Genomic DNA, 22,812 nt, shown 5'->3' on the forward strand with positions numbered 1-22,812 from the left:
CCGCACACCGGATGGCAGACTGGCCGCATGCCCCAGGCCACTCCCTTCGACCCGGACCGCATCGGTGCCGGACTGCCCGCCGCCGCGCTCATCGGGGACATCCGGCGTCTGGCCGCTGCCGGTCCCGGACTCCGCGCGGTCGTCGAGGCACCGCCGGGCACCGGCAAGACGACGGTGATCCCGCCCGCCCTCCAGCAGGCACTCACCTCCGCTGCAGGATCGCTCCCTGCCGCCGAGGCCGCCACCCGTCCCGCTCGCGTGCTCGTCTCCCAGCCGCGCCGGGTCGCGGCCCGCGCGGCCGCCGCCCGCCTCGCCTCCCTGTCGGGACATCAGGTGGGCGAGGAGGTCGGCCACACGGTCCGCGGTGACCGGCTGGTGAGTGCGCGCACCGTCGTCGAGTTCGCGACGACCGGTGTCGTGCTGCGCCGCCTGCTGGCCGATCCGGAGCTCACCGGCATCGACGCGGTCATCCTCGACGAGGTCCACGAGCGCAGCCTCGAGTCCGATCTGGCGTTCGCGATGCTGCGCGAGCTCCTCGACCTGCGCGACGACCTCGCCCTCATCGTCATGTCCGCGACCCTCGACGCCGGCGATTGGGCACAGCTCCTGGGCACGCGAGAGAATCCCGCGCCCATCCTCCGCGTCGATGCGGCCACCCACCCGCTCACCGTCCACTGGGCACCTCCGGCGCAGCGCGGCCTGGACGCGCGCGGGGTGCGGCCGGACTTCCTCACGCACATCGCTGCCACCGTCGACCGAGCGCTGGACGAGGACGACGGGGATGTCCTCGTCTTCGCACCAGGCCACCGGGAGGTCGACCGCGTCGCCGCGCAGGTGCGCGACCGCCGTGCGGATGTTGAGGTCCTCACACTCACGGGATCGACCCCGCGCGCACAGCAGGACGCGGTCCTGCGCGGCGGCGAGCGGACAGGTGGGGCCTCGTCGGGAGCCGGTGCGGCCTCGGCCCGCCGTCGGGTCGTCGTCGCGACCTCGGTCGCGGAATCCGCCCTCACCGTCCCCGGCGTCCGCATCGTCGTCGACTCCTGCCTGTCCCGCGTCCCCCACTTCGACTCCGGCCGCGGCGCGGGCGGCCTCACGACGGTGCGCGAGTCGAAGGCCGCGGGCGACCAGCGGGCCGGCCGTGCAGCGCGCGAGGCACCCGGCACGGTCTGGCGCTGCTGCGCGGAGGCGGACTGGGCGGCCTTCCCCGCGCACACCCCGCCCGAGGTTCTCACGGCCGACCTCACCGGCGCGGCCCTCGACCTGGCGGTCTGGGGGTCGCCGGGCGGTGCGGGCCTCCCGCTGCCCACTCCCCTGCCCGCCCTGCCTCTGGTCGCCGCGACCCGCATCCTGCACGGCTTGGGAGCACTCGAGTCTCCCGTTCCCGAGGCCCGGGCGACTCAGTTGGGCCGCTCACTGGCCGCTGTGCCCGCCGACCCGCGGACTGCGCGTGGGCTCCTGCTTGCCGCCTCGGCCATCGGAGCGCGGGCAGCCGCGGAGTGCGCTGCCCTTCTGACCCTCGACGTGCGTGCGTCCGACGGGGACCTCGCTCAGGCGCTGCGGGCGGCGCGCTCCGGCGGCGAGCGCGCGCCTCACGGTTGGCGGACGGAGGTGCGCAGGCTCGAGCGGCTGGCGAGCTCGGAGCACGATACGGGCGTCGCGTCACATGGGCCACGCAGCGCGACGCCACCTGCCGGCTCTGCGCGACCCGATGCTGCGCGAGAGCTGGGCATCGTCCTCGCGCTGTCCCGTCCGGACATGATCGCCCGGCTGCGCGAGGGTTCGGCGGACGAGTACCTGCTGGCCTCTGGCACCGGCGGGCAGCTGCCGCGCGGCTCCGCGCTGGCGGGCTCCCCGTGGATCGCGGTCGGGGACCTGAGCGTCGTGGGCGAGCGCACGCTCATTCGCGCCGCCGTCGCGATCGACGAGGACATCGCGCTGTGGGCCGGATCAGCTCTGCGCACGCAGCGGGAGGACACGGACTGGATCGACGGCCGCATTCGTGCCCGCCGCGTCGAGGCGCTGGGCGCCATCACACTGACGTCCACCCCGGTGGGCGTGTCCGAGGACGGTGCCCGCGAAGCCCTGCGTGCCGCGGTCGGCCGGGCACTGACCGCACTGGCGCAGGGGGATGCGCCGGAGGCCGCGTTCGCGGGCCTGGCGACCGCCGGTGAAGCACAGTCCTTCTCCGATCTGCGCGACCGCCTGGGCCTGCTGCACGCAGTGATCGGCGTGCCGTGGCCGGATGTGCGCGCGGCCCACCTGGCAGAGACGGCAGAGGAATGGCTGGGGCTCGAGCTTGATCGCACCGCTCGTGCCCTGGCTGCAGGCTCCGGTCGCAGCGCCGGGCTGCGCCTCCACGAGGCGCTCCAGGGCCTTCTCCCCTGGCCCGAGGCCGCCGACCTCGACCGGTTGGCGCCCACCCGCGTGGACGTCCCGTCCGGTTCGAGCGTCCGGCTCGCGTACCCGCTCGTGGAGCACCACGGCGCCGGGGCCACAGGCGCCGGCTCGGCACCGCCGGACGGAACCGTGCACGATGCGCCCGAGGCGGCACACCCCGACCCGGTCGCCGCACCGGTCCTGCCCGTCAAGCTGCAGGAGATGTTCGGCGCGGACACGGGTCCCGCAGTCGTCGACGGGCGGGTCCCGGTCCTCCTGCACCTGCTGTCACCAGCCAGGCGCCCGCTGGCGGTCACTGCGGATCTGGCAAGTTTCTGGGCGGGTGCTTACGCTCACGTGCGAGCAGAGAACCGCGGTCGCTACCCCAAGCACCCGTGGCCGGAGGATCCGACTACGGCGCAGCCCACGAAGTTCACGACGAAGCGCGCCGCACGCGGCTGAGTGAGCCGTCCGCGGCTGAGCAAGCCGTTCGCTTCAGAGCGCACCCCCGGCACCTAGTCCCGCGGCACTCCCGCGGAGGCCGCGAGCAGTCGGCTGAGACGCAGGGCGAACGCGCTCGTCACCTCGTGATCGTCGCTGCGCATCCAGCGCTCAGTCCGCCACAGCGCGGCGGCACTGAGGAAGCGCGCACGCTCGCGCACATCCTCGTCCGTCGACTCCTCGTCGCGCATGTGCGCACCCAGTGCGGTCATGTCCGTGATCCGGGCGGCGAGGAACTCGATGATGTCATCGCGCACCGCGTCGCCGGCGGGCGAGTCGAGGACGGTGAGGTAGAAGCCGCGCCGGGAGTCGAGCTCCGCCAGCAGGGCGCCCAGCGCCTCGGCCGCGGACTCCCTCCAGTGGTCGCGCGGGTCCGCAGGCGGTGCTGGCACCGTATCGAAGAGAGCGATGAGGCGGCGCATCGCGGACGCGCGGACCAGGGACGGCAGATCGCCGAAGTGCTGGTAGAGGGTGGGTCTGCTCACACCGGCGGAGCGGGCGATCATCGCAACGTTCAGCGCAGCGTCGCCCTCTCCTTCGTCCAGAGCCCGCGTCATCGCCTCGAGGAGCGCGATCCGCGACCGCTCCGCCCGCGGGTTCTCCGCCGCCGTCTCCACATCGACCCCTTCCACCCACGCTTCGTGCGTCTTGACAGAGACACCATAGCGGAATACTTTTACACCTGTCAGTTTTACAGTTGTAAACATTCTGTTCCCGTACAGCAGAAGGGCCGCACATGCTGTCCCGCTTCAGCCCCCGCGTCCAGCGGATCATCATCCTCACCGCACTCTCGCTGATCCCGCTCATCTATGCGGGACTGCTCGTGTGGTCAGTCAAGGACCCCACCGGCGACCTCTCGACGATGGAGGCCGCGATCGTGAACGAGGACTCCCCCACGACGGACTCGGACGGCGAGGAGCTGGCGCTGGGTCAGGACCTGACGGACGAGCTGCTCGACTCCGATGATTCGTTCACGTGGACGACGATGGGCGCGGACGAGGCGACGGACGCGCTGGAGGACGGCGAGGTGCGTGCAGTCCTCACGATTCCCGAGGATTTCTCCTCCGCCGCCGCTTCCCTGGGCGACGACGATCCGATGGCTGCGACGGCCTCGCGGCTGACCATTCAGACTGATGACGCGTCGAACATCGTCATCGGCAACATCGGATCGAAGGTGGGCGAGGCGGTGCGGGCCTCCGTCGCCCAGCAGGTGAGCGAGGAGTTCCTCGCGCAGGTGACGGTCGGCTTCAACGAGATCGGGGACAACCTCGCCGAGGCCGCCGACGGGGCGCATGATCTCTCCGACGGCACCGGTTCCGCGAAGGACGGCGCGGACGACCTGGTCGTGGGACTCGACACCCTCACCGACGGGGCGTACGACCTGTCCGACGGCGCCTCGCAGCTGGCGGCCGGAGCCTCGACCGCCTCGACCGGAGCCTCGCAGCTGGCCGACGGCCTGGGCGAGCTCGACGAGCAGACCTCGTCCCTGCCGGACGCCGCGCGGACGCTGGACGACGGGGCGAACAAGCTGGTCGATGGTGCCAAGGACCTGCGCGACGGTGCCGGTGACCTCTCCGACGGTGTCGGGGCCGCGGCCTCGGGCGCGGATGACCTGGCCACCGGCGCGGACGACGCGCTGTCGGGCGCGCAGGAGTTGGAGCAGGGCGCCGGCGACCTCGCGGACTCGACGGGACCGCTGGCTGACGGCGCGGCCAAGGTCGCAGCCGGCGGCGACACGCTGCTGGAGAACTGGGACGTCCTCTCCGACGACCAGAAGCGGGCGGCCGTCGAGTCGATGACGACGGGCGCCGGCGACGTGAGCGACGGGGCGAGCGCACTGGACGACGGCGCGCAGAGCCTGGCGGACGGCGCGTCGGCCCTCGTCGGCACCGCACCGGAGAACGGCACGCCCACCGGACTCAACGCGCTGCCCGTCGGCGCGGATGACCTGGCAAGCGGACTGGAGGATGCGCGCGACGGCGCGGACTCCCTGGCCGACGGCGGAGATCTGCTGCACGAGGGGGCGGAGGCTCTGACGGACGGCACCGGCCGCCTCGTCGATGCGGCCGACCAGCTGTCGGAGGCGACCGGCAGTGCCGCGACCGCGTCTGCGGACCTGAGTGATGGCGTCTCCGCGCTGTCCCGCGGTGCCGACGACCTGAGCGAGGGGACCGACCGGCTGGCCTCGGGAACCGGGGATGCGGCCTCGGGCGCCGGCGACCTCCGCAGCGGCCTGGGCGACTTGGACGACGGCGCTGGGGAGCTGGCGACCGGCCTGGACGACGGCCGCGACGAGGTGCCCACGTACACGGACGAGGAGGGCGATCACCTGTCCTCGACTGCCGCGGACCCCGTCGAACTGAACGAGGAGCGGCTGCACGAGGTGCCCGGTTATGGCTGGGGCCTGGCTCCCTACTTCGCGAGTCTGGCCCTGTGGGTGGGTGCGATCGGATACTTCCTCATGATGCCGGCGCTCAACGTGCGAGCGATCATCGAGTCGCGGTCGCGCGTGCGCGCCGTCGCCGTCAGCCTGCTGCCAGCCGTCCTCATGAGCCTCGTCCAGAGCGTCCTCATGGTGACCGTCGTGCGCTTCTGGGTGGACATCGACATGAGCAGCACAGCGGGCATGTACGGACTCAGCTTCATCGTGAGCCTGTGCTTCTTCCTGCTCAACCAGCTGCTCATCGCGGGCTTCGGTCCTCCCGGTCGATTCCTGGCTCTCATCCTCATGGTCGTGCAGCTGTCCGCCGCGGGCGGCACCTACCCGATCGAGACGGCCCCGCGCTTCCTGCAGGCACTGCACGCGTGGCTGCCGATCACGCACTCCGTTGACGGCATGCGCTCGCTCATCGCGGGTGGACCGTTCGACGTGAATGGTGTGCTTCTGCCGCTGGCGATCTGGACGCTCGTGGCATTCGCGGGCCTCGTGGTGGTCGTCCTCGTGACCTGGCGGAAGGTGCACGGGACACGGCCGCGGAGCCGCGGGGCGCATGATGCGCGGTCGGGTGCGGGCGACGAGGGCGAGGCTGCCGGGCGCGCAGACTCTGCTGCGAGCACCGAGCCGGCTGCGATCACAGAGCCCGTCGAGACCGTCGCGGTAGAGTCGCGCGAGTGAAGAACTGCCTCTCCTTCGTCGTCGGCGCGCTCATGGTCCTGTCCCACTTCTGGACGCTCTTCATGGTCATCGTCGTGATCATCGACGTCTCTGACGCGTTCCGCTGGGGCATGCTGGGCGTCTCGCTCGTCGTCGCGGTGGTCCTGACCGTGCTCCTCCGGCTTCTGGGACACCGCGTCGCTGACGCCTACGATGTGCTCTCGTTCTTCAACTGGTGAGCACTGGCCTGTCGGCAGTCGCGGGGTCAGTCCCGCGCAGTCCTGTCCGGCAGAGGGCGCGCGTGCGCGTCCCACTCATCGCGCCAGTCCTGCAGACGACCCCGGTCGATCGGGGCGTGGGTCGCGGGGCTGCCGGGTGGTTCTGACCCGGTGAGTGCGTCGCCTGCCGAGCCTCGTCCTGACATGCGCCACTCGGAGACAGCACGGATCCCGTGCAGGGCGTTCGTGAGCCAGACCTCGTGCGTCTCGAGCTCCGCCCGCGTGATCCGGCGACTGCGCACCGTGATCCCGCGCCGCTGGGCGATCTCCGCCACGAGGCTCGCGGTCACCCCCTCGAGGGGCACCACCGCCGAGGCCGGGGTCCAGAGGGCACCGTCCTCCCACCAGAAGACGGAGGAGTTCGCGGCCTCGATGACGTAGCCGGCCTCATCGGTCAGGATCACCTCCTGCGCGCCGAGGGCGAGCGCCTTCGTCCGCAGCTCCCCCAGCTGGTCGAGGTCCGGTCCCTTGATCTGCGGGTGCACGCGTGAGTCGGGGACCTGCGGGTCCCACACGATGACGGTCATCCCGCGGGCCGGCGCGGGGCGCACGCGGAGGCGGAGGCGGACGGCATCCTCGGTCTGTGACGGCCCGCCGTCCACCAGCTCGACCCGAGGGAACCAGTCCCCCGTGCGCGGCAGGAGCGCGACGAGCGCGTCCCGGAAGCGATCGGATGCGGCCTCGGCGGCGGCCGCAGGAGCCGCGGTGACCACGGCCTCGGCGGCATCGATCGAATGGGTGCGCACCCGGCACGACCGTTCGAACCTCCGGTGGTGCGCGTCGAATGCACGGACGCGGCCGTCGGTCACAAGCCACGAGTCAGCGACGAGCAGGCGCTCGGACTGAGCCGCGGGCGCAGCCGAACCCGAGCCCTCGTCCTCCCGGATGAAGATCCCGGCGGCGGAGTCCCACTCCCACACACCGGCGCCGGTCATCGGTCGATCAGCCGCAGGAGCGGGCGGGCCTTCACGAGGGTCTCGTCGTGCTCGGCGGCGGGGTCGGACAGGGCGACGATCGCGCCGCCCACGCCGTAGGACAGCCGGTCGCCCGTCACGACGAGAGTGCGGATGACGACACTCAGGTCGACGGCTCCCGTGAGCGAGAACCAGCCGATCGCCCCGCTGTAGACCCCGCGAGGGCCCTGCTCCAGCGCGTCGAGGATCTGGAGGGTGCGCCGCTTGGGCGCGCCCGTCATCGAACCGGGCGGGAACGCCGCCCGCACGCACGCGACGGGGCTGGCGTCCGGGTGCAGTTGCGCGGTCACGGTGCTCACCAGCTGGTGGACGCTCGCGTAGGTCTCGACGCCGAAGAGCGTGGGCACGCGGACGGATCCCGTCACCGCGGTGCGACCCAGGTCGTGGCGGACGAGGTCGACGATCATGAGGTTCTCCGACCGGTCCTTCTCCGAGGTCGCGAGGTCCTCGATGAGTGCCGCGTCCTCCTCCGGCGTCGCACCCCGGGGCCGAGTCCCCTTGATGGGCGAGGACTCGACGCGGCCGGTCGCATCGATGCGCAGGAACCGCTCCGGGGACACGCTCAGCACGGTCGCGCCCGGCAGCCGCAGGTAGGCGCCGAACGGGGCCGGGTTGTCCCGCCGCATCCGCAGGTAGACGTCCCAGAGCGGGTCGGCGCTGATGAGGTCCGCGGCTACGTCGGTGCTGGCCGTGGGCGCGTCGATTCCCAGTGCCGTGACAGGTCCCTCGTACTGCGTCGTGAGGCAGGCCTCGTATGTCTCGCCGTCACGGATGAGGTCCTGCGCGGTCCGGATCTGGTCGAGGTACTCCTCCCGCGTGACGCGCGCGACGACGCCTGCCTGGGCTGCGCGCTCCGCGGCTCGGCCGCGGTCGGCAGGGCTGGATTCTGCGGGTACTCCTTCATGCCGGGGAACCGGCGCGTCTTCCGGGGGGCTGACGCACGCTGGCGGACTGCTCGGTTCTCGGGCCGCGTCCGACTGAACTGCTCGGGTGCCGGCTTCCGTCACCGCCGCCGAGGCCGCCTCCAGCCACGCGGTCGCCTCACCGGGCTCCTCGGGCCAGTCGAGGGCGAGCAGGTGCGCCGTACCCTCTTGCGCATCCACGAGTATGGCGCGGTCGAGGAACACGAGTGTCACCTCCGGCGGTGTGTCGGAGGACGCTGTCGCCGAGTCGTCGCTGCCGGAGCCTGCAGCGATCCGGGGCGCTGGCCCGCCGCATTCGGCCGCGAGCTCGTATCCCAGGTTCCCCACCCAGCCCAGGCCGAAGCCGCTGGGCAGGCCGTCGAGATCGGCCGGGTCGACACGGAATCGGCGCAGCTCCGCCTCGAGCCAATCGAAGAGCCCCGAGCGCACGACGGTCGACTCAGGCGTCCCCCCTGACTCGGACGTCCCCGCGGGGACGTTTTCGGTGGCACCCCGCGTCCCCGCGGGGACGTCCGTGATCGTGACGGTGCCCGCCGCGACGCGGGCCTCGGCGATGCGGCCGTGCGGACCGGTGGGTGCGCCCAGGATCGAGACGCGGCCACGTGGATCGCCGGGCAGGTTGCCATCGAGTAGAACCGCGCACGGGTCCGCGCCGTGCAGCGCGTCGAACAGGTGGGCTGTGTCTCCCGTGTACGGAACGGTCGCCCGGACGACCGGGATCACACGGGTGGGCTCGGCCTGCGGGGAGGCCTGGGACTCGAATCCAGTCCCTGCTGCCGAGCGGTCACCAGCGGCGGCTGGCTCCCCCGCACCGGCCTCGGCACCCCGCGCTGCGTGCCACTCGCGTGTGAGCGTCGCGAAGTTATCCAGGAGCGTCTCGCCGTGCTCCGTGAGGATCGACTCCGGGTGGAACTGGACGCCCCACAGGGGCAGGGTGCTGTGCTCGATGCCCTGGACGACGCCGTCCTCGGATCGAGCGGTGATGCGCAGGGGCTCCACGACCTCGGTCGCGGCCAGCGAATGATAGCGGACGGTGCTGAACGGTGCGGGGATCCCCGCGAACAGACCGGTCCCGTCGTGCTGGATAGCTGAGACCCGCCCGTGCCGAGGCTCCGGCGCGTGCCCCACGTGCGCTCCGTGCAGGTGCGCGATGAGCTGGTGACCCAGGCAGATGCCCAGGACGGGGACGCGGGCGGCGGCCACGGCCTCGGCGCAGATGCCCACGTCCTCTGGACGCAACGGGGTGCCGGGACCCGGGGACAGGACCACGCTGTCGACCGTCTCCAGCACCTGCGGATCCCAGCCGTCCCAGTCGTTGGGGACCAGCAGCGGCTCGCGGCCGTTCACCCGTGCCAGCGAGTGGAAGAGGTTGAGTGTGAACGAGTCGTGATTGTCGATGAGGAGCGTGCGAAGCGGCGGCCGGGTCCCCTCATGCATGAAGCGATTGTGCCCGCACGAACGGGCCTGCGCCAACCGTCCGCACACCGCCATGCACCACCGGCTCGCGCCAGAGTGCCCGCCTACACTGGTGGGGTGCTCTCCCCGACCGTCCTCACCGCAGCCCAGGCCGCCCGCCGGGCGGAGGCCCACTCTGCCGCTGTGGCTGCGCGGACACAGGCGCATCTGGACCGCCGGTCCCGCGGCGAGGCCCATCCGGTCGAGGACTTCCTCTACACGTACTACCCGTTCACGCCGGGCCAGCTCTCCACCTGGCATCCCGGCGCGGGCGTAGCAGTGGAGGCGGATGCGACCGGGTCTGAAGCAGCAGAGTCCTACGTCCGCACCTTGGCTCAGCGCAAGTGGTACCGCACCCGTGATGGCCTCACCGAGATCGACCTGGACCGCTGGCACGAGGCACGCGGCAGCGGCGCACTCTTCATCCGCGACCTCCTGGAGCGGACCCTGTCCCGCGAGGGGACGTTCGGCTGCTTCGGCCTGCACGAGTGGGCGATGGTCTATCGGCAGGACCCGGACGAGGTCCGCCACGACCAGGTGCCGCTGCGCCTCACACACGCGCAGACCGACCGGGTCGTGGAGAACCACCGCGTCCGCTGCTCGCACTTCGACGCGTTCCGCTTCTTCACCCCGGAGGCGCGCCCGCTCAACGAGCATCAGCCCACCCGCGAGTCGATGCGCGAGATGGAGCAGCCCGGTTGCCTGCACGGCGGCATGGACCTCTACAAGTGGTCGATGAAACTCATCCCGATCGTCCCGTCCGAGGTGGTCCTCGACGCGTTCGATCTGGCCCGCGACATCCGGACCCTCGACATGGAGGCCAGCCCCTACGACGTGCGCGACTGGGGCTACGGCGTCGTCGCGATCGAGACCCCGGAGGGCAAGGCGGAGTACGTCCGCCGTCAGCGCGCGTTCGCGGCCCGTGGCAACGAGATCCGCCGCCGTCTCGTCACGGCGATCGACGCGGCCGGGATTCCAGCTGCTGCTGGAGCAGGTCGCTGAGTCGTTCTGTCGCCGGTGACACCGGCAGCGGGCTGCGAACGAGAGCGATGTCCCGCCGGTAGTCCATGTCGCGACCGTCGTGGCCCGTGCCTGACAGCGGCACCTCGACCACGCTCGCGTCGGGCTCGTGACGCGACGGCAGGAGCGCGATGCCCAGGCCGCGTGCCACCAGCTCGCGGATCGTCGCGAACTCCGTGATCTCCAGCGGGATCGACGGGACGAACCCGCTCTCGCGGCACCAGTGCTCGGTGCGCTGCCGGAGGTGGAAGCTGGGCGGGTTCGCGATGAAGGTCTCCTCGGCCAGCTCCTCCAAACGCAGCTGCGCCCGGCCGGCGAGCGGGTGATCACGCGGAAGGGCGGCGACGATCGGCTGCGTGCCCAGGACGCTGTGCGGCAGATCGTCAGGCGGTGGGATCGTGAGGGCCAGGTCGAGGTCGCCTGACCTCAGCGCGGCTGTCAGCGCGGACCCGTGCGCCTGCGTCAGGTGCAGCCGGATGCCGGGATGCCGACGACGGAACTCCGCGAGCAGATCCGGCACCTGCCCCGCTCCCATCGTCAGGGGGAACCCGAATCGCACGGTGCCGTGCTCCGCATCCATCGTCCCCGTCGCCTCACCCACCGCCAGCTCCAACGCGTGCAGCGGGCCCTGCACGCGGGCGATGAGAGCGCGCGCTGCGGGCGTGAGCGAGACAGTGCGCCCCGTCCGCACGAGGAGCGGCACGCCCAGGTCGGTCTCCAGCGCGTGGATCCGGCGACTCATCGACGACTGCGGCACATTCAGCGCGGCGGCAGCCTCGGTCATGTGCCCGTCCTGCGCGCCGAGCTCGACGAGCGCGCGCAGCTGCGGGGCGAACCGCGGCATCCATTCATCCATATGTGGATTCTACTGACTACATCATTCATTGGACGGATCAGACGCGTCGGCACCAGTCTGGAATCACCCACCGGCACTGGGCACATCCAGCGGTCGACCCCTGACCCATCCACCCATCGAGCAGAGGCAGATCCATGAACTCCCGCGCACACACTCGGACCTCATCGACACACGACGCTGACGTCGTGCTGATCGGCGGCGGCATCATGTCCGCGACCCTGGGATCGATGCTGGCCGTCCTCCAGCCCTCCTGCCGCATCGTCATGCTCGAGCGGGCAGAGGATCTCGCGACGGAGAGCTCCGCCCCGTGGAACAACGCCGGCACCGGGCATTCCGGCTACTGCGAACTCAATTACATGCCGGACCCGGATGACGGGGCCAAGGCGATCAGCATCGCGCAGCAGTTCCAGACCACGCGCGAGTGGTGGGCGCACCTGGCGGAGCAGGGGCTCATCGATCCGCACGCCTTCCTCCACACGACCCCGCACATGGATGTGGTGTTCGGCGCTCGCGATGTCGAGATGCTCCGCCGCCGGCACGCGACGCTCGTGCGCGATCCGCACTTCGCCGATCTCGAGTACACCGAGGACCGGAAGACGATCGCGTCGTGGGCGCCCCTCGTCATGGCGGGCCGAACCGATGACGAGCCGATCGCAGCGACCCGTCACCCGCACGGGACGGACGTCGACTTCGGCGCCCTCACCCGCCAACTCGCCGCTGTCATCAGCGACCGCGGTGGGGATATTCGGTTGGGTCACGAGGTGCGGACCCTGCGCAGCGACGGTACTGGCGGGTGGGTCGTGGAGGGGCGGGGACCCCGTGGAGACCGCTTCGCGATCAGCGCCGGGCACGTCTTCGTGGGCGCCGGCGGAATGGCTCTGCGCCTCCTCCAGCGCGCACACCTGCCGGAGGTTCGCGGATACGCGGTCCTGCCGGTGGGCGCCGCGTTCTACCGCTGCTCCTCACCAGAGGTGGTGCAGCAGCATGCGGCCAAGGTCTACGGGCAGACGCCCATCGGCGCACCGCCCATGTCTGTGCCGCACCTGGACCGGCGCGAGGTCGACGGGCAGAGCCACCTGCTCTTCGGCCCCTATGCGACGTTCAGCACCCGGCTCCTCAAGCACGGCAGGCTCACGGACTTCTTCACCACGCTCCGCTGGCACAACGTCCACGTCATAGCCGCGGCCGGGCTGCAGAACCTTCCCCTGGTGCGCTACCTCATCACGCAGCTCGCAGCACGGCCGCGCACGAAGTTCGCGCAGGTCCAACGGTTCTTCCCCCGTGCGAGGTTCGACGACTGGGAGCTCCTCCCCGCCGGTCAGCGGGCCCAACTCGTGACTCCCGATCGCCGCAGGATCGGCGTTCTGCAGCAGGGCACGGAGCTCGTCACCAGCGGTGATCGCTCGATCTCCGGTCTCCTGGGCGCGTCTCCCGGCGCCTCGACGGCGGTCCCCATCATGATCGACCTGCTGCGCCGCTGCTTCCCCGACGCGTGGTCCGAGGACTGGGCGCATGCACTGACCCGGGCGATCCCCAGTCTGGCCACGCGGGACGAGTCCGAGGCCGCAGTGGAGACCTCGACCACCCGGACACGGACCGCACTCCAGCTGTGATCCGCCAGCGCGTTCGCTGGCCGTGGCAACGAGATCCGCCGCCGTCTCATCACGGCGAACGACGCGGCCGGGATCACCGCCGCCGCATAGACTCCCGTCCATGCGCGCAGTCCTCTACGAATCCTTCGGTCAGACCCCCGCCGTCGTCGACATCGATCCGCTCACCCCGCCCGCCCACGGCGTCGTCATCGCCGTCGAGGCGACCGGCGTGTGCCGCTCCGACTGGCACGCCTGGGCCGGTCACGACGATTCCGTCACCGCACCGCAGGTGCCCGGCCACGAGCTGGTGGGCACGATCGCACGGGTCGGTGCGGAGGTCACCCGGTTCGCTGCGGGCGACCGCGTGACCGTCCCCTTCGTGAACGGCTGCGGCACGTGCGAGTTCTGCCTGGCGGGCCAGGCGCAGGTCTGTCCCGCGCAGACCCAGCCCGGTTTCACCCACTGGGGCTCGTGGGCTCAGGAGGTCGTCATCCGCTACGCGGACGCGAACCTCGTCGCAGTGCCCGCAGACCTGCCCGCCGAGGCCGTCCTCCCCCTGGGCTGCCGGTTCGCCACCGCGTTCCGCGGACTGCACGACCGCGCGCAGGTGCAGACCGACGAGGTCGTCGCCGTGTTCGGCTGCGGCGGCGTGGGCCTCTCCGCCGTCATGATCGCCCACGCGATCGGAGCCCGCGTCATCGCCGTCGACATCTCCATCGATGCTCTCGAGCTGGCGGCCCGGATGGGCGCCGGCGCCACCGTCGACTCGACGGGGCTCAGCGAGGCCGAGGTCGCCGAGGCCGTCCGGACCGCCGCTGCCCAGCTGGGTTCCGAGACCGGTCCGCACGTGACCGTCGAGGCCCTGGGGCTCGAGGCCACGATGAACGCCGCGCTGCTGTCACTGCGACCGCTGGGCCGTCACGTGCAGATCGGACTGCTCACCGGTCCGCCCACCACCGCGATCCCCCGCATCGTGTCCCTGGAGCTGAGCCTCCTGGGCTCGCACGGCATGGCTGCCGCGGACTACGGGCCGTTGCTGGACCTCGTCCTCGAGGGCCGTCTGCGCCCGCAGGACCTCGTCACCCGCACGATCGGCCTGGACGAGGCACCCGCCGCGCTGGAGGCGCTGGGCCGCCCCGCGACCGCTGGCGGCCTCACGATCATCCGGCCGTGACGACCGCCGGTCGCCGGCCCTGATGAGTGCGGCGACCGCGGCTCAGCGCCGGACGTAGTGCGGCGTCCGCTTCTCCAGGAATGCGGCCGTCGCCTCCTGCCGGTCCTCCGTCATCGCGGTGTAGACCTGCTGGCGGTTCTCGAACTCGACGGCGGCCTCGAACGACGGGTTCTCGAGCGCCTTCCACAGCCCCTCCTTCGTCATCTCGACGGAGATCGGTGCGTTGCGCATGATCTGCCGGGCGGTCTCCAGCGCACGGTCCCACAGCTGTTCCGCGGGCACGACGTCCGCGAGCAGTCCGGCCTCGCAGGCCTCGGCCGGGGTGAAGCGGCGGCCGGTGAGCATGAGCTCCTGCGCGCGGGCGACCCCGATGATCCGCGGAAGCATCCACGAGAGCCCCATGTCGCAGGCGGAGAAGCCCGCGCGGATGTACCCGACCGCCAGATTCGCCTCCGGAACGGCATAGCGGACGTCCGCGGCGCAGAGGAGGGACAGGCCCAGCCCCGCCACCGCCCCGTTGGCCGCAGCGATGACGGGCACCCGCAGGCCGCGGACCCGCGCGACGAGGGAGGCGATCTCCTTCTGCCGCGCCATCGTGCGGGGCAGCGCTCCCTGTTGAGCGACGAGCTCGTCGTCGCCGTATCCGGTCAGGTTGAGCCCTGCGCAGAACGCCCGTCCCCGCCCGGTGAGGATGGCGACCCGGATCGAGAGGTCCGCGTCGATCTCGTCCAGCACGGCATGCAGCCGGGTGACGAGTGCGTGGTCGGCGGCATTCATCCGGTCCGGTCGGCAGAGGGTGATCCGGGCGATGCCCGGCTCCGGCCGGTCGAGCAGGAGAGGTGCCCCGGCGGGGGTCTGAACTGCGCCATCGGAATCCATGAGCCCACCCTAGCGCCGGGGGCGGCGGGACGGATCAGCGTGCCAGGCGCGCCAGTTCGACCGGTGTCTGCTGCCCGTCCCACGTCGCGAGGAGACGTCCGCCGGCTCCGTCGGAGCGGCCGTCCGCATCGAGCACGGTCAGCACCGCGACGCTCGCTCCGCGCAGGCGGATGGCGGTCGCCTCGGCAGTGCGTTCGACCGCGGGCAGGAGCGCGTCGTCGGTTGCCGCGATGTCGTCGATGGCAGCGTCCGCGGGATCCGTCGGGGCGCCGGTTCCGCGGACATTCGCCAGGCCCTCGGTGATCTGGGTGCGACTGCCGTCGGAGCCCACCGCGAACTGCTCCGCGGCACCGCCGGCGTCCGTGATCGCCAGCAGCAGCTCCGTCGCGTACACGGGGTCGAAGGCGGCGTCGTAGACCCACCGGTCGCCCAGCACCGAGTGGTCCATCCGCGTCACGAGCGCCTCCTCAGGCGCTCCCTCGAGCGGGGCACCGCGGTAGGTGAACGGCACCTGGACCAGCAGCTCGCCCCGCTGGGGCACCGTGACGGCCACGATGTGCGTCTCGCAGCCCACCTCGCCGGCCGGATCGTCGAAGCGGAACGACGTGATCATCCGCAGGTCTTCGGCGGTGACCCCCGCGCCCAGGCGGGCCGACAGGTATGTCGCGACGGCCTCGGGCTTGGTGGGTTCCAACTGGGCGGCGTGGATGTCAGCCATAGTGGTTCAGGCCTTCCTGGTCCCGGGCAGCCAGGCGCCGTCCTCGACGGTGTAGTCCGCGAAGATCGCCGGTGCCTCCTGCTGCATGATCCGTCCGATCTTGTCGAAGACGAGACGGATCTCCTCCTCCGCGCCGGGCGCGGTGCGCATCTCGACGACGTGGCGCAGCGACCGGAGGTTCGCGGTGTAGACGATGCCCGTGCCCAGGCCCTCCGGCGCGAAGCGGCGCATGAACGAGGTCATGTGCTTCTTGTGCGCGAAGTTCGTGCCCTCCTCGTCGAGCTTGAAGTGCTCCGCCATCCACTTCTGGTGCTCCTCGAGGGTCTCGAGGACCTTGAGGCTGCGCTCCATGAGCTCCTCGTCCTCGCGCGCCCATTCCGGGAACCAGAACGGGACCTCGTCGAGGCGGACGTACCGCAGGGATTCCTGCGAGTACGCGCAGCCGGCGCGGTGGCGGATGAGCTCGTGCGTGAGGACGCGGGAGACGTTGTGGAGGATGAACGTGAAGTTCGCGTGCTCCAGGACGGACCCGTGCTGCGAGCCGATGACGTTGCCCAGGTACGCCGCGGAGTCGGTGCGGACTCGCGACACATTGGGGTTGAGGCCCGGCTCCCACGAGCGATAGCACATGCGGCCGGAGAACTCGAGGAGGTCCTCGGCGTCCGGCGACGGCGCGTTCTGCACGCGGTCGGACCAGGACCGCCCGCCCACCTCGTCAAGGTACGCATCGATCGCCTCCCAGTCGATCTGCGGCTTGGCGATGAGCGAGACAACGGGTTCGACGTGGCGCACGGGGAGGGCCCTTCTGTCGGGGACGGGACGGTCTGTCGCGAGGCTGCGGGGCGGGGCTGGGACGTGTCCGCAGCGACCCCGCAGATCGGGTCCCAGTCTAGTCACCCGAGCGGCGATCCCCGCAGTGCGGACCGACCGGACTACGGCCACCTGCAACGACCGCGGCGGCGTCCGGGAGGAGGCGCCCACGGACCGCCGGCTACCGCACCATCCGGATCTCCGTGACCCCCATATCCTCATCCGTCGCCGACGGTTTCGCGGGTCATGATCGACATGCGTCGACCCTGCGGTCGCTCACGGCACGCGGTGGATCCACTTCTCCGTCGCGAACTTCTGCTCGACCAGCTCCTGAGCGCCGGCCATCTCCTCGGCGGAGAGCTCGCCGACGCGGGCGCCGTACCGCTGGACGAAGGTATCGATGAACGTCGCGATGATCTCCTCCCGCGGTGCGCCGGTCTGGCTGCGGACGGGGTCGACGCGCTTCTTCGCGCTGGCGATGCCCTTGTCGGAGATCTTCGCCTTCCCGATCCGCAGCACGTCCGTCATCATGTCCGCGTCGATGTCGTAGCTGAGCGTCGCGTGGTGGAGGACGGCCTTCCGGGTGCGCTTCTGCGCGGCGCCGCCGATCTTCCCCTTGGACGAGGTGATGTCGTTGATCGGCACGTACCACGCATCGACGCCGTGTGCCCGGAGCGCCTCGATGACCCAGCGGTCCAGATACGCGTACGAGTCCGTGTAGTCGAGGCCCGCGACGATGTCGACGGGCGCGTAGATCGAGTACGTGATGCAGTTGCCGCCCTCCATGAACATCGCACCGCCGCCGGTGATCCGCCGGACGATCTCGACCCCGTGGCGCTCGACGCCGTCCGGGTCCAGCTCGTTCACGTACGACTGGAACGCGCCGATGACGGCGGCCCGGTCCTCCCACTCCCAGATCCGCAGGGTGGGACCGCGGCGTCCGGCCTCGACCTCGCGCAGCAGGTACTCGTCGAGGGCGACGTTCAGCCGCGTGGGCAGGACGGGGGTGTGGACGACCTCCCAGTCGAGGTCCGCCATCTCGCGCGCATCCGCCAGCGCCCGGCGGACGACGACCGCGACGTCCGCGAGGCTCATGCCGTGGAGGTCCAGGTCGTCTGCGAACGGGGCGAGCGCCGACTCGAGCCGGCCGGTCAGCACGTCCGACGAGGCCGTCGCGGCGGCCCCCACCAGTGCCGGAGCCAGCGCGTCGAACGCCTCCTCCGGGTCGAGGAAGAAGTCGCCGGAGATCTTCGCGGCGGTGATCTCACCGCCCGCCGTCTCCAGGTCCGCAACGACCAGCTTGCCGCCGGGGACCTTGTACTCCGCGTGATGCTGCCGGGTGCCGCCGCTCTCCGAAGTCGTCATGTCCCCAACCTACTCCGTCATGATCCGCTGCACCCCTTGACCGGACCATCGGTTGAATGGTTACCTAGTCGAGTAAGTAACCAATCCACCTCGACGGGAGCGATCCCGGTTGCGGGCGGCCAGGCAGACAGGAGAGACGATGTTCGATCCCGGGCGTCCCCTCTTCCTCCAGATCGCCGAGTCGATCGCGGATTCGATCGTCGACGGCTCGCTCGGCGAGGAGGAGAAGGCCCCCTCCACGAACGAACTCGCCGCGTTCCACCGCATCAACCCCGCGACGGCGGCCAAGGGCGTCGCGTCGCTGACGGACGAGGGGATCCTCTACAAGAAGCGGGGCATCGGGATGTTCGTCGCCACCGGCGCGCGCGAACGTCTGCTGGCCCAGCGGCGGGAGACCTTCGCCCGCACCTACGTCGCCCCGCTCCTGGCGGAGGCGGAACGGCTGGGGCTCTCCCGCGACGACGTGCGGCACCTCATCGAGCACCGCGCCGCGGAGCCGCAGCCCGCACCCGGCGCGCACTCCGCCGCGCTCCACTCCCCCGACCACTCCACCGACGCCGCCTCGACGGTCGGCGCACCCCTACGACAGGAGACATCATGACCGCCGTCATCGACGTCGCCCATCTGACCAAGACCTTCAAGGACGTCACCGCGGTCGACGACCTGACGCTGCAGGTGGAGGAGAACTCCATCACCGGCCTGCTGGGCCGCAACGGCTCCGGCAAGACCACGACCATGTCGATCCTCACCGCACAGGACTTCCCCACCACGGGCACCGTCCGGGTCTTCGGCGAGGATCCGCTGGAGAACGCGCGGGTGCTCTCCCGCCTATGCTTCGTGCGGGAGAGCCAGAAGTACCCGGACGACTTCACCGCGGGGCACGCACTGCGCGCGGCGGCGATGTTCTTCCCGCGCTGGGACGAGGCCTTCGCCCGCACGCTCGTGGCGGACCTGCGACTGCCGCTCACCACGCGCATCAAGAAGCTCTCCCGCGGTCAGCTGTCCGCGGTGGGCGTCGTCATCGGCCTCGCCTCGCGCGCGGAGATCACGTTCTTCGACGAGCCGTACCTGGGCCTGGACGCGGTCGCGCGCTCACTCTTCTACGAGCGGCTCCTGCAGGACTACGCGGACCATCCGCGCACCATCATCCTGTCCTCGCACCTCATCGATGAGATTGCCGACCTCATCGAGAACGTCCTCCTCATCGACGACGGCAGGCTCCTCCTGCACGAGTCGACGGATGCGCTGCGCGGCCGCGCGGTCACCCTGACCGGCGACGCCGAGACCGTCAGCCACGTGATCGGCACGCGCGAGATCCTGCACCGGGAGTCCCTGGGACGCGTCGCATCCGTCACGGTCATGGGCACCCTCACCGCGGCGGAGGCGGACGAGGCCCACCGCCTGGGGCTCGAGCACTCCCCCGTCCCCCTCCAGCAGCTCATCGTCCGCCTGTCCCAGCGCGACCAGCGCTCCGCCCGGTCCGCGACCCAGACCACAGAGAAGGCAGCATCATGACCGCCGCAGTCGACAGCACACCCGCCGTCTCCCAGGCCCCCGCACCGGTGCCGTCCGCGGCCTCGCGGATCTGGGGCGTCGTGCGGATCCAGTACCTCAACCGCTACACGTTCGTGGGGATCCCCCTCATCATCCTGGCCGCCGCGGTCGTCGTCTCGATCGCGATCTACGCGATGATCGGCGCCGACAGCCCCATGTACGGCGGCGCGGTCCAGGCCCCGCTCTGGTACTTCGTGGGCGCGGGCGTCCAGGCGATGGGCCTCACGTTCCCGTTCGCGCAGGCCCTCACGGCCACCCGCCGGGAGTTCTTCCTGGGCACGGCACTGGCGGCGCTCCTGGCCGCGAGCGGCCTGTCACTCGTCGTCGTCCTGCTGGGCTACCTCGAGCAGGCGACGAACGGCTACGGCATCAACGGGTACATCTCCCGCCTGCCGTGGCTGTGGGAGCAGGGCGGCGCGGTCGCCGGACTCCTCTACCTCTCCTTCACCCTGCTGGTCTTCTTCGTGGGGTTCTGGATGGCGACCCTCTACCGCCGCGGCGGGGCGCTCGTCGTCACCCTCGCGGCGATCGGCCTGGGCGTCCTCGTCGTGGGCACCCTGTTCGTCATCACACGGTTCGAGCTGTGGGGCGACGTCGTGCGCGTCTTCGCGGAGGCCGGCCCACTGGGCGTCACCGGAGTCCTCTGCGTCCTCGTCGCCCTCGCGGCCCTGGCGGGCTGGTTGACGCTGCGCCGCTCGACCCCCTGAGACGGACCTGCCTGAGGCCGAACCACACAGCCCGATCGCCACGACCACACCGGACCGGAGCCCCGGTTCCCCGCAGTGCATGAGGGGAACCGGGGCTCCTTCTTCCGCGCGTGCGGACCCCCTCCGTGCGTACAGTCCCGGCGTCGTCGGCCTGAGGCCACCGATGACTCAGCTCTGCGTGCGCGCCCCCGTGAGGCTGCGCAGCAGGAACGCGTAGGACAGCGCGCGGGTCCGGGCCGCCTGCTCGTTGTCCGAGGCCGCCGAGTGCCCGCCCTCCCGGTCCTCGTAGAACCACACGTCCTCGACGCCCAGCGCCTGCATCTTCGCGGCCATCTTCCGCGCCTGCACCGGCCCCACCCGGTCGTCCGAGGTCGCCGTCCAGAACAGGGCCGGCGGGTACGACCGCTCCCCCGGCCCGTCCAGCAGGTGGTACGGCGAGAACGTGCGGATGAACTCCCAGTCGTCCGGATCGTCCGGATCGCCGTACTCCGCGGCCCACGAGGCACCCGCGGACAGCTGCGTGTACCGACGCATGTCCAGCAGCGGGACGCCGCAGGACACGGCCCCGAAGTCGTCGGGGAACTGTGTGAGCATGTTGCCCACCAGCAGCCCGCCGTTCGAGCCCCCGGAGCACGCGAGGCTCTGCGGCACCGTCACCCCGCGCGCCACGAGGTCGCGGGCGACGGCGACGAAATCCTCGTACGCTCGGTGCCGGTTCTCCCGCAGCGCGGCGGTGTGCCACTGCGGGCCGTATTCGCCGCCGCCGCGGATGTTCGCCAGGACGTAGGTGCCGCCCTTCTCCAGCCAGCCCACTCCGATCGTGGCCGCGTAGCCGGGCAGCCGGCTCACCTCGAAGCCTCCGTACCCGTCCAGCAGGACGGGTGCCGGGCTCGCCTGGCCGTCCGCCCCCGCCGCCGAGGCCGCGGGCCCCACCTGGAAGTACGGCACCCGGGTGCCGTCCTGGCTCTGTGCCATGTGCTGGGTGACCTGCAGGCCGGTCGCGTCGAAGAGCTCCGGCGCCCGCTTGACCGGCGCAGGCGCCTGGTCCGGGGAGTCCCCGGCCCCCAGTGTGCCGCGCAGCAGGGTCGTGGGGGTGAGGAAGCCGCTCACGGTCATCCACACGTCGTTGGCCGTCGCATCGTCGTCCGGGTCGACGGCGCCCATGCCCACGGACAGCAGCGGGTCGAGCCCCGGGAACTCCCGGCCGGGCAGGTCGGATCCTCCCGGTGCGGTCTCCTCAGCACCCGCAGCCGGTGAACCCGCACCCGCGGTCGCACCGCGGTCTGCAGAGCCGGCCGCGGCCTCGGCGACGGTGTCCCCCAGCAGGTCTGCGCGGTCGACGATCCGCAGCTGCGAGCGGACGTCCGTGAGGAAGGACAGGACCAGGTGATCGCGGGTGAACGACCAGCCCTGCAGGGAGGTGCGCGGCTGTGGACCGGTCTCCGGGCTGAAGAGGACGCGCGGGGTGACCGCGGCGGCTCCCCCGTCGTGGACGTACGCGTCGTACGGGGCGACGGCCAGCGCACCGGCCGGGATCGTGAACGGCGCGCCGCCGGAGCCGGTACCCGTCCACTCCGTGCGGGGTCGGAAGAGCAGCACGTCGCGGTCGAAGTCGACCGACACGTCCTCCGGCACGTCGATGAGGGTCCACCCGGCGGTGAGGTCGTCCTCCGGCACCAGGCCCGCATCCGTGAGCGGCAGGTCCCGCACCCACGTGCGCGACCGGTAGAAGTCGATCGCCTCGACGATGAGGGCGCGCTCGAACCCGGGCGTGCGGTCGACACCGGTGAAGATCGACAGGAGTTCCTGCGGCACGGACCGGATCTCCCGCGCCTCGTCCAGGCCCTGCCCGCGGCGCAGCACGCGGGCACTGCGCGGATACGTGGAGTCCGTGAGCGAGCCGGGACCGAAGTCCGTCGCGATGAGCAGCGTGTCGTCGTCCAACCAGGCGGCCTGCGCCTTCGCGGTGGGCAGGTGGAACCCCTCGTCCACGAAGGTGCGGGTGGTGAGGTCGAACTCGCGGACCTCGTGGGCGTCGCCGCCGTCCGGGGACAGGAGGATGAGCGCACGGCGGCGGTCCGTGCGGCGCACCCGCGCACCGTGGAACACCCAGTCGACACCGTCTGCGGCCGCGAGCGCGTCGACGTCCAGGAGGACCTCCCACTGCGGGGCGTCCGTCGTGTAGGAGTCCCACGTGGTGCGCCGCCACAGTCCCTTGGGGTGCTGCCGGTCGCGCCAGAAGTTGTAGTAGTGCTCGCCCAGCTTGCTGACGCCGGGGATCCGGTCCTCCGAGTCCAGGGCCGCACGGATGGCGTCCGAGGTCGCCTGCGCGTCCGCGTCGAAGAACGCGTCGAGCGTCCGGCGGTTCTGCGCGTCCACCCAGGCCAGGGCGTCGTCGCCCTCGATGTCCTCGAGCCAGAGGTGCGGGTCGGGCGGGGTGGGTGCCATGCGTTCCGTCATGGCACCCACCCTAGCGACGGGCACGGACGCACCCCGGCCTCGGTCCGGACCCGCAGTGCGCCGTCGGCCCGGG

General features: G+C 71.4%; 18 protein-coding genes. 9 read left to right on the forward strand and 9 right to left on the reverse strand.

Going from position 1 to position 22,812, the window contains the following annotated elements:
* Positions 1-27 precede the first annotated feature (27 nt).
* Positions 28-2,841 (forward strand): ATP-dependent helicase HrpB, encoded by a 2,814-nt coding sequence (hrpB, locus tag HGBR_RS17140; protein WP_019158902.1) that lies wholly within the window; start codon positions 28-30, stop codon positions 2,839-2,841.
* 53 nt (positions 2,842-2,894) lie between these two features.
* Here hrpB and HGBR_RS18840 read toward each other — a convergent pair whose 3' ends face one another.
* A complete protein-coding gene (locus HGBR_RS18840; protein ID WP_083882807.1) occupies positions 2,895-3,587 on the reverse strand; it encodes a TetR/AcrR family transcriptional regulator in 693 nt (230 codons plus the stop codon).
* A gap of 29 nt (positions 3,588-3,616) precedes the next feature.
* Between HGBR_RS18840 and HGBR_RS08470 the strand changes: the two genes are divergently transcribed.
* Together HGBR_RS08470 and HGBR_RS08475 are read left to right on the forward strand one after the other, a co-directional pair.
* Positions 3,617-5,995 (forward strand): YhgE/Pip domain-containing protein, encoded by a 2,379-nt coding sequence (locus tag HGBR_RS08470; RefSeq protein ID WP_019158904.1) that lies wholly within the window; start codon positions 3,617-3,619, stop codon positions 5,993-5,995.
* Positions 5,992-6,213, forward strand: coding sequence for a hypothetical protein (locus HGBR_RS08475; RefSeq protein ID WP_019158905.1), 222 nt, complete (start codon positions 5,992-5,994; stop codon positions 6,211-6,213). The genes HGBR_RS08470 and HGBR_RS08475 overlap by 4 nt, the downstream gene beginning before the upstream one ends.
* 26 nt (positions 6,214-6,239) lie before the next feature.
* On the opposite strand, the gene HGBR_RS17150 is transcribed toward HGBR_RS08475, so the two are convergent.
* On the reverse strand, positions 6,240-7,187 hold the full coding sequence (locus HGBR_RS17150) for an aminotransferase class IV (RefSeq protein WP_019158906.1): 948 nt from the start codon (positions 7,185-7,187) through the stop codon (positions 6,240-6,242).
* The gene (gene pabB / locus HGBR_RS17155) at positions 7,184-9,586 is read right to left on the reverse strand and encodes an aminodeoxychorismate synthase component I (protein WP_019158907.1); all 2,403 of its coding nucleotides are present in this window, start codon (positions 9,584-9,586) and stop codon (positions 7,184-7,186) included. Before pabB ends, HGBR_RS17150 begins: the two co-directional genes overlap by 4 nt.
* A gap of 96 nt (positions 9,587-9,682) precedes the next feature.
* Here pabB and HGBR_RS08490 point away from each other — a divergent pair, with 96 nt between their 5' ends.
* Positions 9,683-10,606: a hypothetical protein gene (locus HGBR_RS08490; protein ID WP_019158908.1), complete on the forward strand. Its 924-nt coding sequence runs from the start codon at positions 9,683-9,685 to the stop codon at positions 10,604-10,606.
* Here HGBR_RS08490 and HGBR_RS08495 read toward each other — a convergent pair.
* Positions 10,554-11,480 carry a LysR family transcriptional regulator gene (locus HGBR_RS08495; RefSeq protein WP_019158909.1) on the reverse strand — a complete coding sequence of 309 codons (927 nt, stop codon included), beginning with the start codon at positions 11,478-11,480 and terminating at the stop codon, positions 10,554-10,556. The genes HGBR_RS08490 and HGBR_RS08495 overlap by 53 nt on opposite strands.
* Positions 11,481-11,614: 134 nt before the next feature.
* Here HGBR_RS08495 and mqo point away from each other — a divergent pair, with 134 nt between their 5' ends.
* Positions 11,615-13,093: a malate dehydrogenase (quinone) gene (mqo, locus tag HGBR_RS08500; protein ID WP_019158910.1), complete on the forward strand. Its 1,479-nt coding sequence runs from the start codon at positions 11,615-11,617 to the stop codon at positions 13,091-13,093.
* A 100-nt stretch (positions 13,094-13,193) separates the two neighbouring features.
* Positions 13,194-14,246 carry an alcohol dehydrogenase catalytic domain-containing protein gene (locus HGBR_RS08505; RefSeq protein WP_019158911.1) on the forward strand — a complete coding sequence of 351 codons (1,053 nt, stop codon included), beginning with the start codon at positions 13,194-13,196 and terminating at the stop codon, positions 14,244-14,246.
* A gap of 42 nt (positions 14,247-14,288) precedes the next feature.
* On the opposite strand, the gene HGBR_RS08510 is transcribed toward HGBR_RS08505, so the two are convergent.
* From HGBR_RS08510 to lplB, 4 genes are all read right to left on the reverse strand, one after another.
* Positions 14,289-15,125 carry an enoyl-CoA hydratase/isomerase family protein gene (locus HGBR_RS08510; protein WP_019158912.1) on the reverse strand — a complete coding sequence of 279 codons (837 nt, stop codon included), beginning with the start codon at positions 15,123-15,125 and terminating at the stop codon, positions 14,289-14,291.
* 34 nt (positions 15,126-15,159) lie between these two features.
* Positions 15,160-15,843, reverse strand: coding sequence for a maltokinase N-terminal cap-like domain-containing protein (locus HGBR_RS18845; protein WP_019158913.1), 684 nt, complete (start codon positions 15,841-15,843; stop codon positions 15,160-15,162).
* 6 nt (positions 15,844-15,849) lie between these two features.
* Positions 15,850-16,635, reverse strand: a complete 786-nt coding sequence (thyX, locus tag HGBR_RS08520; protein WP_019158914.1) for an FAD-dependent thymidylate synthase — start codon at positions 16,633-16,635, stop codon at positions 15,850-15,852.
* A 294-nt stretch (positions 16,636-16,929) separates the two neighbouring features.
* Positions 16,930-18,018, reverse strand: a complete 1,089-nt coding sequence (gene lplB / locus HGBR_RS08525; RefSeq protein WP_019158915.1) for a lipoate-protein ligase small subunit — start codon at positions 18,016-18,018, stop codon at positions 16,930-16,932.
* 139 nt (positions 18,019-18,157) lie between these two features.
* Here lplB and HGBR_RS17165 point away from each other — a divergent pair, with 139 nt between their 5' ends.
* From HGBR_RS17165 to HGBR_RS08540, 3 genes are read left to right on the forward strand one after another with little or no spacing between them, the layout of a single operon-like run.
* Positions 18,158-18,619, forward strand: coding sequence for a GntR family transcriptional regulator (locus tag HGBR_RS17165; RefSeq protein ID WP_019158916.1), 462 nt, complete (start codon positions 18,158-18,160; stop codon positions 18,617-18,619).
* A complete protein-coding gene (locus HGBR_RS17170) occupies positions 18,616-19,533 on the forward strand; it encodes an ABC transporter ATP-binding protein (protein WP_019158917.1) in 918 nt (305 codons plus the stop codon). Before HGBR_RS17165 ends, HGBR_RS17170 begins: the two co-directional genes overlap by 4 nt.
* Entirely contained in the window at positions 19,530-20,279 is a 750-nt protein-coding gene (locus HGBR_RS08540; RefSeq protein WP_019158918.1) for a hypothetical protein, read from the forward strand. Before HGBR_RS17170 ends, HGBR_RS08540 begins: the two co-directional genes overlap by 4 nt.
* A gap of 168 nt (positions 20,280-20,447) precedes the next feature.
* Here the strand turns inward: HGBR_RS08540 and HGBR_RS08545 are convergent, their stop codons facing one another.
* Positions 20,448-22,739 (reverse strand): prolyl oligopeptidase family serine peptidase, encoded by a 2,292-nt coding sequence (locus HGBR_RS08545; RefSeq protein ID WP_051013368.1) that lies wholly within the window; start codon positions 22,737-22,739, stop codon positions 20,448-20,450.
* Positions 22,740-22,812 lie beyond the last annotated feature (73 nt).

Origin of the sequence: Brevibacterium senegalense, from assembly GCF_000285835.1 — a bacterium.
Lineage (GTDB): Bacteria > Actinomycetota > Actinomycetes > Actinomycetales > Brevibacteriaceae > Brevibacterium > Brevibacterium senegalense.

Excerpts from the sequence above, each read along its gene's own strand:
- HGBR_RS08540 (WP_019158918.1), top strand. The coding sequence starts at position 19,530 with ATGACCGCCGCAGTCGACAGCACACCCGCCGTCTCCCAGGCCCCCGCA.
- HGBR_RS08470 (WP_019158904.1), top strand. The coding sequence starts at position 3,617 with ATGCTGTCCCGCTTCAGCCCCCGCGTCCAGCGGATCATCATCCTCACC.
- HGBR_RS08510 (WP_019158912.1), bottom strand. The coding sequence starts at position 15,125 with ATGGATTCCGATGGCGCAGTTCAGACCCCCGCCGGGGCACCTCTCCTG.
- HGBR_RS08545 (WP_051013368.1), bottom strand. The coding sequence starts at position 22,739 with ATGACGGAACGCATGGCACCCACCCCGCCCGACCCGCACCTCTGGCTC.
- HGBR_RS08505 (WP_019158911.1), top strand. The coding sequence starts at position 13,194 with ATGCGCGCAGTCCTCTACGAATCCTTCGGTCAGACCCCCGCCGTCGTC.
- HGBR_RS08495 (WP_019158909.1), bottom strand. The coding sequence starts at position 11,480 with ATGGATGAATGGATGCCGCGGTTCGCCCCGCAGCTGCGCGCGCTCGTC.
- mqo (WP_019158910.1), top strand. The coding sequence starts at position 11,615 with ATGAACTCCCGCGCACACACTCGGACCTCATCGACACACGACGCTGAC.
- HGBR_RS18840 (WP_083882807.1), bottom strand. The coding sequence starts at position 3,587 with ATGTTTACAACTGTAAAACTGACAGGTGTAAAAGTATTCCGCTATGGT.
- HGBR_RS18845 (WP_019158913.1), bottom strand. The coding sequence starts at position 15,843 with ATGGCTGACATCCACGCCGCCCAGTTGGAACCCACCAAGCCCGAGGCC.
- pabB (WP_019158907.1), bottom strand. The coding sequence starts at position 9,586 with ATGCATGAGGGGACCCGGCCGCCGCTTCGCACGCTCCTCATCGACAAT.
- HGBR_RS17170 (WP_019158917.1), top strand. The coding sequence starts at position 18,616 with ATGACCGCCGTCATCGACGTCGCCCATCTGACCAAGACCTTCAAGGAC.
- HGBR_RS17150 (WP_019158906.1), bottom strand. The coding sequence starts at position 7,187 with ATGACCGGCGCCGGTGTGTGGGAGTGGGACTCCGCCGCCGGGATCTTC.
- lplB (WP_019158915.1), bottom strand. The coding sequence starts at position 18,018 with ATGACGACTTCGGAGAGCGGCGGCACCCGGCAGCATCACGCGGAGTAC.
- hrpB (WP_019158902.1), top strand. The coding sequence starts at position 28 with ATGCCCCAGGCCACTCCCTTCGACCCGGACCGCATCGGTGCCGGACTG.
- HGBR_RS17165 (WP_019158916.1), top strand. The coding sequence starts at position 18,158 with ATGTTCGATCCCGGGCGTCCCCTCTTCCTCCAGATCGCCGAGTCGATC.